General features: G+C 62.9%; 11 protein-coding genes. 10 read left to right on the plus strand and 1 reads right to left on the minus strand.

Annotated elements, in window-relative coordinates; genetic code table 11:
- The first annotated feature begins 3 nt into the window (after positions 1-3).
- On the plus strand, positions 4-855 hold the full coding sequence (locus ACN9MV_RS05690) for an aldo/keto reductase (RefSeq protein ID WP_426391559.1): 852 nt from the start codon (positions 4-6) through the stop codon (positions 853-855).
- Between the two features lie 204 nt (positions 856-1,059).
- Here ACN9MV_RS05690 and ACN9MV_RS05695 read toward each other — a convergent pair whose 3' ends face one another.
- Complete coding sequence (locus ACN9MV_RS05695; protein WP_426391560.1) at positions 1,060-1,521, minus strand: hypothetical protein; 462 nt, start codon at positions 1,519-1,521, stop codon at positions 1,060-1,062.
- Positions 1,522-1,786: 265 nt separating this feature from the next.
- Here ACN9MV_RS05695 and ACN9MV_RS05700 point away from each other — a divergent pair, with 265 nt between their 5' ends.
- The 9 genes from ACN9MV_RS05700 to ACN9MV_RS05740 all read left to right on the plus strand — a co-directional run bounded on the left by ACN9MV_RS05700 (position 1,787) and on the right by ACN9MV_RS05740 (position 12,448).
- Positions 1,787-3,778 carry a type VI secretion system Vgr family protein gene (locus tag ACN9MV_RS05700; protein WP_426391561.1) on the plus strand — a complete coding sequence of 664 codons (1,992 nt, stop codon included), beginning with the start codon at positions 1,787-1,789 and terminating at the stop codon, positions 3,776-3,778.
- Between the two features lie 28 nt (positions 3,779-3,806).
- Positions 3,807-5,513 (plus strand): DUF4150 domain-containing protein, encoded by a 1,707-nt coding sequence (locus tag ACN9MV_RS05705; protein WP_093172702.1) that lies wholly within the window; start codon positions 3,807-3,809, stop codon positions 5,511-5,513.
- A gap of 18 nt (positions 5,514-5,531) precedes the next feature.
- Entirely contained in the window at positions 5,532-6,515 is a 984-nt protein-coding gene (locus ACN9MV_RS05710; protein WP_093172700.1) for a hypothetical protein, read from the plus strand.
- 63 nt (positions 6,516-6,578) lie between these two features.
- Positions 6,579-7,574, plus strand: coding sequence for a hypothetical protein (locus ACN9MV_RS05715; RefSeq protein WP_426391562.1), 996 nt, complete (start codon positions 6,579-6,581; stop codon positions 7,572-7,574).
- Between the two features lie 27 nt (positions 7,575-7,601).
- Complete coding sequence (locus tag ACN9MV_RS05720) at positions 7,602-8,096, plus strand: hypothetical protein (protein WP_426391563.1); 495 nt, start codon at positions 7,602-7,604, stop codon at positions 8,094-8,096.
- On the plus strand, positions 8,093-8,392 hold the full coding sequence (locus tag ACN9MV_RS05725) for a sulfurtransferase TusA family protein (RefSeq protein WP_177142252.1): 300 nt from the start codon (positions 8,093-8,095) through the stop codon (positions 8,390-8,392). The genes ACN9MV_RS05720 and ACN9MV_RS05725 overlap by 4 nt, the downstream gene beginning before the upstream one ends.
- Positions 8,393-8,429: 37 nt before the next feature.
- Positions 8,430-9,563: a DUF2169 family type VI secretion system accessory protein gene (locus ACN9MV_RS05730; protein WP_426391564.1), complete on the plus strand. Its 1,134-nt coding sequence runs from the start codon at positions 8,430-8,432 to the stop codon at positions 9,561-9,563.
- 123 nt (positions 9,564-9,686) lie between these two features.
- Positions 9,687-11,888 (plus strand): catalase/peroxidase HPI, encoded by a 2,202-nt coding sequence (katG, locus tag ACN9MV_RS05735; protein ID WP_426391565.1) that lies wholly within the window; start codon positions 9,687-9,689, stop codon positions 11,886-11,888.
- A gap of 140 nt (positions 11,889-12,028) precedes the next feature.
- The gene (locus tag ACN9MV_RS05740; RefSeq protein WP_426391566.1) at positions 12,029-12,448 is read left to right on the plus strand and encodes a hypothetical protein; all 420 of its coding nucleotides are present in this window, start codon (positions 12,029-12,031) and stop codon (positions 12,446-12,448) included.
- The last annotated feature ends 57 nt before the right edge of the window (positions 12,449-12,505 follow it).

A 12,505-nucleotide genomic window follows, 5' to 3' on the forward strand; every position in this document is an offset into this window, starting at 1 on the left:
GATATGCAATACGTGACTTTGAACAATGGCGTGCGGATGCCGATCCTCGGCTTCGGCGTCTTCCAGATTGCCGACCCGGCGCAGTGCGAGCAAAGCGTGGTCGATGCCATCGAGGCCGGCTATCGCCTGATCGACACGGCAGCTTCGTACATGAACGAAGAGGCTGTCGGCAAGGGGCTGCGCCGCAGCGGCGTGGCGCGAGACCAGCTGTTCGTTACGACGAAGCTCTGGGTCGAGGACAACGGCTACGAGCGCACCCTGCTGGCCATCGACAAGTCGCTGCGCCGCCTCCAGCTCGACTACCTCGACCTGTACCTGATCCATCAGCCCTTCGGCGACGTTCACGGATCGTGGAGGGCGATGGAAGCAGCCCACAAGGCCGGCAAGCTCCGCGCTATCGGCCTGAGCAACTTCCATCCCGACCGGCTGATGGACATCAAGGTTTTCAACGAAGTGGCGCCCGCGGTGAATCAGGTGGAAGTGAACCCCTTCCATCAGCAGACCGACAGCGCGACGTTCATGCACGACAACGGAGTGCAAGCCGAGGCGTGGGCACCGTTCGCCGAGGGCCGCAACAACCTGTTCGGCAACGAGGCCTTGCTGGACATCGGTGGAAAGTACGGCAAGTCGGTCGGGCAGGTCGTGCTGCGCTGGCTTGTTCAGCGCGGCATCGTGGCGCTTGCCAAGTCGGTGCGCAAGGAGCGGATGGCGGAGAACCTGAACATCTTCGATTTCCAGCTGGACGACTCGGACATGCTCCGCATCGCAGAACTCGAAACCGGCACGAGCAGCTTCTTCTCGCATCGCGATCCGGCAATCGTCAAGTGGATGAGCGAACGGCGGCTCGGCGTCTGAGATGCACTCCGGGCAGAACAATTCGCCAGTGGCTGGCGTATTCATTGCCGCTGCACTGGCTCGCGGGCGCGCAGTTCTCGCGAGACCCTGAGGCGTTGAACCAGTACTTCAGGCAGATGGTTCCGGACACCGGGCCGTTCGACGCGAAGGTCGCGACCGATGCTGTTTCGGCGCTCTTCGACCGCATCGGTCCCGGGGTGCTCGTCACCCATTCATCCGCGGCAATACGCAGTTCCCGTTCTCCGATCTCAACAATGTGCAGGTTGCGGATCTGATGTCCGGGTTTCTCGCGCGGAAGGGCCTGGACTGAGTTGGCCTTGCCCCGGCCCCGAGGCCGCCTGCAGCTCGAACCACTCCCAGCGCTTGAAAGCCCTTGGCGTCGGCGAACACCTGCATGTACGTTCCGCCGCGCCGCTCGTTGACTGCGAACTCCGCGCCGATGTCGAAGCAATCAGGAATGCCGAGCGGCACATGAACCAGCAACACATCGTGCGCCTTCGAGCGGCGGGCAAAAACCTGCGCCAGCCCGGGAGCCGTCCGTGCATTCAATCGCAGGGGTTCGCAAAGGCTGCCGGCAAGCTCCACTGCACTGCGTTTGATTGCATCGCTCGCGGCGTGATCCTCGGTGCCTCCGTGGAGCAGGTCGATGTACTCGTGAAGTTGCATGAAAGAATTAAGAAAAGAAAGGGACCGCTGGAGTAGAGGCTGTATTTCTTACAGAAGAAGTTCGCAAACGCATGAGAAAAATGACTTGGACGGCTTTCAGGTCATATATGGGTAACGGGTCTTTACTAAAGTAGCGAACGAGTTTCGACGGGACCACGGGCATCACGGTCCCCGTCCTGCCTTGTAAGTTCAAGCATCAGGGAGATCTCACATGCCAACAGGCTCTACGCAAGTTGCGCGCGTTCTGAGCGTTTCTGCGGCTGCCATGCCCACACTCGGCGGTGAGCCGGCCCTGGAGCCGGTGGCCATCGAAGGCAGCGAAGGCCTGAGCGGGTTGTTCCGCTACACCCTCACGCTCGCCACGCCCGAGCAGCCTGGCTACAACGAGCGTCAGGCCGCCAACGTGACCATCAAGCAGTTGGTCGGCGAGGCGCTCACCGCGCATGTCGTGCTGGACGGTCGTCCCGGCTCAGGTCCGGACCGGCGCCACATCTCGGGCCTGGTAACGCGTGTGAGGTTCCTGCGCCTGGAGAATCGCCGTGCGTTGTACGAAGCGGTGCTCGAGCCTTGGCTCACACTGGCCACGCGCACCAGCGACTACCGAATTTTCCAGAACCAGACCGTGCTGGACATCGTCAAGGATGTCCTCGGCAAATACGGCCTTCCCTTCGATGTGCGGGCCACCCGCAGCTACCCGCCGCGCGAATTCCAGGTGCAGTACGGTGAGACCGACTACGACTTTGTCGCACGGCTGCTGCACGAATGGGGGCTCTACTACTACTTCGAACACGAAGAGAACAATCACAGGCTGGTCATCGTCGATGACATGGCTTCGCACCAGCCGTTCGCACACGCGGGCTATCAGACCATTCCTTTCCATGCGGCGGATGCCACCGTGCGGGAGGAGCATTGCGACCGCTTCAATGCCTGCGAGGAACTGCAAAGCGGCCGCTGGATCACCGACGACTTCGACTTCAAGCGCCCCAAGGCCGAGCTGCAGCAGGTCAGCGCAATGCCGCGCAAGACCGCGCAGAACACATGGGAGCGCTACGACTGGCCGGGCGACTACGTCGTGGAGTCCGAAGGCGAGCAGCTGGTGCGTACGCGCATGGAAGAGACGGGCAGCCAGGGCGAGCGCGCCAACGGTGCGGGCAACCTGCGGGCCGTGGTGCCGGGGTACCTGATCACGCTGGAGCGGCATCCCCAGAACGAATCGAACCGGCAGTACCTTGTGACGAACACGAGCCTGCGGCTGCAGGACGTGGGCGATGCGAGTTCGCAGCAGGAGTTCGAGTGCCGTGTGGAGTTCGAGGTCATTCCAACCAGCAAGGTCTACAGGGCCTCGACGCCAACTGTGCCGCGGCCACGAACCACGGGACCGCAAACCGCGATCGTCACAGGCCCGGCGGGCCGCGAGATATGGACCGACCAGTACGGCCGCGTGAAGCTGAGCTTTCACTGGAATCGCTATTGCACGAAGGACGAAAACAGCTCCTGCTGGGTACGCGTGTCCTCGCCCTGGGCCGGCACCAATTTCGGTGGCATCCAGATTCCGCGCATCGGCCAGGAGGTGATCGTCGACTTCGAGAACGGCGACCCCGACCGCCCCATCGTGACGGGCCGGGTCTACAACGCCGACAACATGCCGCCGTGGACCTTGCCGGACAACGCCACGCAAAGCGGTTTGCTCACGCGCAGTTCCGAAGGCGCAACGGATGCCAACGCCAACGCACTGCGCTTCGAGGACAAGAAGGGCCAGGAACAGGTGTGGCTGCATGCCGAGCGCAATCAGGACATCGAGGTCGAGAACGACGAAACCCACTGGGTAGCCCACGACCGCAGCAAGACCATCGACCACGACGAGACGGTTCGCGTCGGGCACGACCGCACCGAGACCGTGGGCCACGACGAGACCATCACGATCGGCAACAACCGCATGGAGACGATCAAGGCCAACGAACTGTTGACCGTGCTGCAGAACATGAATCGCTTCGTGGCGCTCACCTCGTCGGAGGAGGTGGGCATAGCCAAGACCTCGCTGATCGGCCTTACCCAGACGGTGGCCGTCGGCAAGAGCAAGAACGAAACCATCGGCGAAGACTTTTCGCTCGACGTGGGCGAGAAGCTCGTCATCACGGTTGGCAAGAGCCGGCTCGAGATGACGAAGGACGGGCAGGTCACGCTCACCGGTGCCAGGTTCGACTTCCGCGCCACTGGCGCGGTGCGGATCAACGGCAAGGTCATCGATCTCTGCTGATTGAAGACGCCGCGAGGATCGATCATCCATGGCACTGGATCCCAAGGCAGGCGCGTCTGCGTCCAAACCCGGATTGATCCCCGGTCGAATCGCACGTGTCGCGGTGATCCTGGGCAAGCCAGGGCCGAAAACCCCCGGCAGCGATCCAGCTCCTGAAGCAGGCCGGGACGTCGGAGAGGCAATCGTGGTGTGCACAACCCCCGATGTGTGCAAGACGCCCATCGGATCCTCCACACCTCCCATTCCGTATCAGATCACCGGCAAGCTTGGTGACGATGCCAACACATCGCAAAACGTCTTTCTCACCGGCCTCAAGGCGTTCAAGTTCGACAGTGTGGTTACGCATGTCAACGGTGACGAGCCCGGAACGGCGACAGGGATCAAGTCGGGGACGGTCGGCGACATCGCAGAACCCAAGACGGCATCGACCATAGTGCGCGTCAACGGCCAGTGGCTGGTGCGTGACGGCGACAGCTTCTGGATGAACAGGCGCAACACTGTCGGCGAGTTGATCTACAAGAAAGATCGGAGCAAGCACTGGCCACCCAACGATGATCCGGCCATCGACGACAGCGAGGCCGAAGCACTGTTGGCGCGGGCACAGGCTGACGGCGCCGTCATAGAGACCTACGAGACGGAACAGGAAAAAACCGGCAAGGCGCGTCTCATCCCTGCTGCGAGCACGACCGGCTATTCGAGCCTTGTGCGCACAGCGCTGGGAGAAAGACCAATCCTGCTCGCGCAAGCGCAACTGCAGCCGATGCCCAACGCGCCGGTTAGCGACGTGCGCCCCTCGACCATCCCCCAAGTCAGGCCGACGCCAACGTTCCAGCCCGGTCCGGCTGCCAACGACAACGTCTTCCGGCCACCCCCCGGCATGCCTCGTCCGTCGGGCGGCACGGGATTGGCCGGCAAGGCCGGCGCGGCGAGCCGATTCCTGATCATCCTTTGGCTCATCCAGGGCGCACCTATGCCCGGCGACAGCCTCATCCTGGGCAGGTCCGGCGCAAAACAGGTCCTGGAAGGCATAGATCCGAAGACACCGCAGGAACAGGCGATCTACGACCAGGCCTTTGAGCACCTCGCCCAGTACAAGGCCAGCGCGTACGACTCCTGGTGGCCTGCGAGCGCCAGTGACTACGACGCGGAAGTACGCAAGGCCGTCGAAGCGCAGATTGCCGAAGAGCGCGCGCGAGCGCAGCAGCAGGCCTCGGCCCCACAGTCCCAACAGGAGGTGACGCCTTCATCAAAGCCAAATCCCGAAGAGGGCGCGAAGATCGAGGGCAAGCCTGATCCCTGCAACCCAGGTGCCCACGGCAAGAACGAATGCCCACCCAATCAGCAATCGCACCACATCATCGCGGACTACATCCTGCGGATCGGCACGCGGACTGAACCCGGCGCGCGTTTGCCGGGAGCTCCGTCGCTCAACGAAGGCCCAGCGATCTGCCTCACCGATGCGGAACATGCCCGCGTTCACGAGTTGATGGATGGCGCGATCAAGGCGGCCGGCGGAGCCACCGGGACCGTCTCCTTCGACAAGGTCAAGCAGATTGCCTACGATGCCTTGGCCAAGGCCAAGCCGGACTGCAAGGGGAAGTTCGAAGCTGCTACAGACGAGTACTTCCAGAAGATTTCGCAGGATGCATTGGTTCGAGCCTACAAGACGGCATCGAAGGCCGTGAAAGAAGCTGCCCGCAAAGCTCTGAAGTCCGCGGGATGGCCCATTGAATAGAGTGAAATCAACACATCCATGGAACAGTTCAACACCACTGCGTCAGCCCCCGAACTCAAGATCGAAACCGGTGTCGCTGCGACGCGCAACCGGCTGGTCATCTCGTGCTCGAAGATCGAGGATCGCTTCGAGGGCTTCGCCCGCCTCTGCATATTCAATGCGGACAAGTCGGTCAAATGGAACTATTTCGATCTGCCTCTCACGATACGAGCCGGTGCCCTGCATCATCCCTCTCCATCGGAGGCTGCCTCTTTCGTTTTTGCTTCGGAAAACGGCGATGTCGTCCATCTGCCGATCGGCAAAGCACCAGAGATGGAGCGTGTGGTCGGCTCAGGCCTGTGGGACGACGACTCCGAAGGTTGGGGCTACTTGAACGCATTGCGTCAGATCGGTGGGCATCTATATGCCTGCGGAGGCGGCGGACAAATCTATCAGCGCCTTGGCGAAGACGCGTGGGAGCATGCCGATCACGGCCTGCTGCAAGAACCTGAGGGCGAGCACAACCTGTTCCTGAATGTGATTGACGGTACCGATGAGCGCGCGCTCTACGCCGCAGGCTGGAATTCAGACACCAATGGAGGTCTGCTGTTCTTTCGCATGGATGGTGCCTGGAAGCCCATTGCCGTCGATACGGCGGAACTCACTGGGCTGTGCATCGAGAGCAGCGATTCCATCTGGATTTGCGGTCACAACGGCGTATTGCTGCACGGCAATCAGTCAACGGGATTTGCGGACGTCTCTCAACTGGACGATTCGAGGAACTACAGCGATGTCAAGATTTACGGTGGGAGGGTCTACCTTGCCACTCCTGAGGGACTGTTTGCCCATGAGAACGGCATCATCGAGCCCGTCGTCACGGGTCTCGTGCCGGAGTACCGCGATGGTCACGTATTGCAGGTGGTTGACGGCGTCCTGTGGTCCATCGGCTATGCAGACATTGCTCGCTACGACGGGACAGTCTGGGAGCGCATCCCGTTCCCGGGAAATCCTCCGATCCTGTAGCTTCGGTGGCTCTGTGGACGCGAGACATGAACCGGGTGAGCGAGGCGGCGTCAAGGCACGGCGATGAAACCTCTGATCAAACCCGACGCGATCCAGCTTCAATTCGAAGCAGCGGTAGCTGGCACGCGCGACGATCTCTTTCTGACCTGTTCCAACGCAGAGGAGCGCTTTGAAGGCTTTACTCGTCTGTGTCGATTTCGCGCGGGAGCGAAGCCGCCGTGGGGCTACTTCGACCTCTCGGCCACAGTCTCGGACGCGACTTTTTTCTCCCCGACGCGCCATACCGATGACGCGGTAGCGGTGCCCGCCTTTGTCTTTCTGACGGAAGAAGGCAACGTGATGTACATGCCACCCAACGAGCCCGCCGTAACCGAGCGCATCGAGGGATCGGGGCTGTGGAGCGACGACTCCGAGGGATGGGGGACCATGAACGCGATCGCGCAGATCGACAGTCGCCTCCATGCCTGCGGCGGCGGCGGCCAGGTCTATCGGCGATCGGATGCCGGAACCTGGGAGCAGATCGGTACCGGATTGCTGCGGGGCAAGACCGAGACTGGCGGGCTCACCCTCAACGCCATAGCCGGGCCCCACGAACAGGAGGTCTACGTCGGAGGCTGGCGCGCGAACGTGAACGACGGTGTGCTGTTCTGCGGGAACAACCGTGGCTGGAAGCCCATGACGTCCAGTTTCGCGTCGATCAGTAGCATCCATGCCGAGCGTGACGATTCGATATGGGCGTGCGGTCGCCGTGGAACCGTTCTGCACGGAAATTGCATCGATGGATTCAGGGACGTTTCGGAGCTCGACGACACCCGCAGCTACGTCGATATCACGAGCTACGACGGGCAGATCTTCCTGGCAACGGAGAGAGGTCTTTACGTCCATGACAACGGCACGACTCGACGCGTCCAGACGGGGCTCGATCCAGACCATGCGGATGGCCACGTCTTGCAGGTGGTCGATGGGGTGCTGTGGTCCATCGGCTATGCCGACATCGTGCGCTTCGACGGCACGGTCTGGGAACGCATTCCGTTTCCCGGTAATCCCCCGATCCGATAGGCAGTCATGGCACGGTGGAAACGCGATATGGATTGGGTCAGCGAGGCGGCGCAGCGCATCGGTTGCTGCGGCCTCGCCGAGTGGCTGCTGGAATTTGCCTCGTGGGCAGAGCTGACGCCTACCGAGTGCCCACCCTCGGGGCTTGCAAAGAAGGTGGACTACGCAAGCCTTTCGCGCGGTCTGAAGATGACGCTGCTCTACCCCTTCGCCGAACGCGCCGCGTCAGCCGATCCGCAAGCGTGGGTGCTCCATGACCTCGAAATCGATGCCTCCAGGCTTCCCCTGCCCTTCGATCTCAACGTCAGCGCCGAGACGCCTCGGAGCACCCAACGCAAGTTGAGCGCCGACACGGCTTTCGGCCGCAGTGTCGATTTCCGCGACGGCAACTACCGCGTCGTCCACTACCTTCCAGATGGCCGCGTGGTCGGCGTCGGATTCAGACCCACCCTGGCAGGCATCGAGAGCCTGCACCTGCAGCGCATCGTTACCATGCCCGATTTCCGCACGATGGGAACACCGTGACGAGCCCGTCGCCGGACCCGTCGACCATTCCCTTTCTGCCCGCACGGCCAGCCCCGGCCGAGTCCGAAACCGGCGACGCCCTTCAGATCGATGCCTGCGGCACGCGCTGCCCGGTGCCCATATTGCGATTGCGCAAGGCGTTGAGCCGCAGCGCACCGGGGCAGGTGCTCATCCTCACCACGGACGATCCTGCGGCGTTCACCGATATTCCGCAGGCCATGGCCTCGCTCCCGGCCCAACTCTTTGCCATTCGCCGCGAAGGTGATCGCGTCATCTTCACCGTGCTGCGTCAGTGACGACAGGCAACCTTCGACGGTCTTCAACCCAACAGTCATGGCGCCACACCTCGAGAATCGCACGCCTTTTTCCGCTCTGGCCTTTTCGCAGTTTCACAGCGACGGTACCGACATGGCCGTGCTGGCGGTGCGGGGCAGCTTCCATGTCGTGCCGAACGCTCCGCTGGTGCTCGCGCCCCGACAGGACGAACTCGAACTTGCCGACCGCTACGAAGGCGACGCTGCCAACGGCCTGCTGGTGCGGACCTGCGACATCGTGCCTTTCAGGCCGGCGGCTGACCTCACCATCCTGGGCGCGAGCTGGGCGCCTCGGGGCGTGGAAGCCCGCTCGTGGATCACCGGCGTGCGTCTGGGCAAGCTCGAAAAGGTTCTGAGGGTCCACGGGCCGAGAGTCTGGCGCTGCGCCACCACGCAGGAACAGGAAAAAGACAGATCGACCAGCAAGGGCTGGGCACTCTCGCAGGCCCATCCCGTCAAGGCCGTCGCACTCGACTGGCGCGGGGCCTTCGGAGGCCCGATACCCGGCTCGGGAGACGATGAGACGCCGACCGACGTGCATCGCTTCAACCCGATCGGATGCGGCATCGTCGATGAAGACCACAGCCCTTCGGATGTCGATATTCCCGCACCTTGCATCGAGGATCCCGCTGATCCCGTTCTCGATTGGCGTCGCCGTGACTACGTGCCGCAAGGCTTCGCTCTGCTTCCGCCGGTCTGGCGTTCCCGCCAGCAATACACGGGCACTTTCGACGATGCATGGCTCGCGTCGAAACATCCTCTGCTGCCGGACGATTTCGACTACCGCTTCTACCAGTATGCGGCGCCGGACCTCATTCATCGGGAGCGCCTGAACGGCGACGAAGAGCTGCAGCTTCTTCACATGCATCCGGACCACACCCACATTCAGGTCTGGCTGCCTGGCGTGCAGCTGTCCGCCATGGCGCACTGGAAAGATGGAGGCACTGCCCCTCAGGAAATGATGCTCGACGGCGTCCATGTGGATCTGAACTCCGATCTGGCGACGGTCTATCTGACGTGGCGATGCTGGGTGCCCAAGCGGTCAGGCATTCATCTGATGGAACTGCAGGTCGAGAACCCTTCGAGACTCCTGGAAGCAGGGCGCCAGTACGTCAACCATGACCGGTTGCCGGGTGCGCCGGCCAAGGGTTGAGTGAAGCAGAAACCATAGTTCGCCGCTATGAATTCAATTCACTCAATTGGGTTGATTGGCGGAAGATCCAAACCTAGACTGGTCTCGGACCCCACGTGCGATCACCAACCAAAGGAGAACCCCTTGTCCGATGAAACAAAGTGCCCCTTCCCGGGCCACCAGCGTACACACAGCTTTGCCGGCGCTCCTGCGAATACAGACTGGTGGCCCAGCCAGCTGAACCTGAAGCTCCTGCACCAGCATTCCGCCGAGTCCGATCCCATGGGCGAAGCGTTCGACTACGCCGAGGAATTCAAGACCCTCGACCTTGATGCCGTGATCAAGGACCTCCATGCCCTGATGACCGATTCGCAGGACTGGTGGCCCGCCGACTACGGCCACTACGGACCTCTCTTCATCCGCATGGCCTGGCACTCCGCCGGCACGTACCGCATTGCGGACGGCCGCGGCGGCGGTGGCCACGGCGCTCAGCGCTTCGCGCCCCTGAACAGCTGGCCGGACAACGGCAACCTCGACAAGGCGCGCCGGCTGCTGTGGCCGATCAAGCAGAAATACGGCCGCAAGCTTTCGTGGGCCGACCTGATGATCCTGACCGGCAACGTCGCGCTGGAGTCCATGGGCTTCAAGACGTTCGGCTTCGCCGGCGGCCGCCCCGACATCTGGGAGCCGGAAGACGACATCTTCTGGGGCCCCGAAGGCAAGTGGCTGGCCGATGAGCGCTACAGCGGCGATCGCGTGCTGGCCGGCCCGCTGGCCGCCGTGCAGATGGGCCTGATCTACGTGAACCCCGAAGGACCGAACGGCAACCCCGATCCGCTCGGCTCGGCCCGCGACATCCGCGAGACCTTCGCCCGCATGGCCATGAACGACGAGGAAACCGTGGCGCTCACCGCCGGCGGCCACACCTTCGGCAAGGCCCACGGCGCGGGCGACCCGGGCCTGGTCGGCGCCGAACCCGAGGGAGCCGACATCGAGGAACTGGGCCTGGGATGGAAGAACGGCTTCGAAAGCGGCCTGGGTGCGCATGCCACCACCAGCGGTATCGAAGGCGCCTGGACCCCCACGCCCACGAAATGGGACAACAGCTACTTCGAGACGCTGTTCGGCTACGAATGGGAACTCACCAAGAGCCCGGCGGGCGCCAACCAGTGGAAGCCCAAGGGCAGCACGGGTGCGGGCACCGTGCCAGACGCGCACGATTCGGGCAAACGCCATGCCCCGATGATGACCACGGCCGACATGGCCATGCGCATGGACCCGGCCTACGAAAAAATCTCGCGCCGCTACATGGCGAATCCGGCGGAGTTCGCCGATGCATTCGCCCGCGCCTGGTTCAAGCTGACGCACCGCGACATGGGGCCGCGCGCACGCTACCTCGGCGCGCTGGTGCCGAAGGAAGAGCTGATCTGGCAGGACCCGATTCCCGCCGTGAACCACCCGCTGGTCGATGACAAGGACGTCGCGGCCCTGAAGGCCAAGGTGCTCGCCTCCGGCCTGGGCATTGCGCAGCTCGTGGGCGCCGCCTGGGCTTCGGCCTCGACTTTCCGCGGCAGCGACAAGCGCGGCGGCGCCAACGGTGCGCGCATCCGCCTCGCCCCGCAGAAAGACTGGGAAGTCAACCAGCCGGCCCAGCTGGCGAAGGTGCTTTCGACGCTCGAAGGCATCCAGAAGGAATTCAACGGCGCGCAGTCCGGCGGCAAGAAGATCTCGCTCGCCGACCTGATCGTGCTGGCCGGCAACGCAGCGGTCGAGGCCGCGGCGAAGAAGGCCGGACAAGACGTGACGGTGCCTTTCTCGCCGGGCCGCGGGGACGCTTCGCAGGAGCAGACCGACGTCGAATCCTTCGCACCCCTGGAGCCGCAGGCCGACGGGTTCCGCAACTATCTGAAGAAGGGTATCGACTCGGCCACCGCCGCCGGCCTGCTGCTCGACAAGGCGCAGCTGCTGACCCTGAGCGCGCCCGAGCTGACGGTCCTGGTCGGTGGCCTGCGCGCCCTGAACGCGAACGTCGGGCAGTCGCAGAACGGTGTGTTCACCAAGCGTCCGGAGACTCTCAGCAATGATTTCTTCGTGAACCTGCTCGACATGAACACCGGGTGGAAGAAGTCAACGACGGCTGAAGGCGTGCTGGAAGGCCGCGACCGGAAGACGGGCGAACTCAAGTGGACGGGCACCGTCGTCGACCTCGTGTTCGGTTCCAACTCGCAGTTGCGCGCGCTCGCGGAAGTCTATGGGGCCAGCGATTCGCAGAAGGCCTTCGTACGGGACTTCGTGGCCGCCTGGACCAAGGTGATGAACCTCGATCGCTTCGACCTCAAGAAGTGATCGGGCGGTGATCGAAGGCGACCGGTTCCGGTCGCCGCCGAGTGAGTGACAGCAGTGCAGCCCCGGCCTGGTTTCGGATGATTCCGAACCAGGCCGGGGCGCATCCAAAAAAATGACGGCAGGAGACAACCATGCTAGTCGTGAAGAAGGCGCCTGCGGAGTCGATGGAGTTCTTCCAGCCCGAGCAGTGGATGCATCTGCTCGAGCAGCTCGACATCATCCTGGCGACGGTGCAAACCGACGACACCAATCCCATACTTCGCCGTTTCGGCGTGCGCCGGCGCTCCGCCATATTCCGTCGCCTGATGCAGGAGCGATGGCGTCTCGTCAAGGAGATGGAAGCATTCGGCCAGGCCGGACTTCTCGCCTTCGCGAAGAACCAGATGCTGGACGCATCGCCGTCGCGCCGCCATCTCGACGTCGAGTTCAAGCTCCTGGGCGAAGCGTTCGATCAGTGCTCCAAAGACCTGTCGCCCGATACGCAGGCCGCGCTGAGAAAGTGGCTGCTCGCGCGCTCGCACATGCATCAGGAGCACGCAAGGTTTCTGGAGACCTACTGACGGGCGCTGTGTGGAGGCTGCTACTGTTGTCGGTAACGGCTATCGGCCTTCAACACC

The organism is Variovorax sp. R-27 (assembly GCF_049913215.1).
Classification (GTDB): domain Bacteria; phylum Pseudomonadota; class Gammaproteobacteria; order Burkholderiales; family Burkholderiaceae_C; genus Variovorax.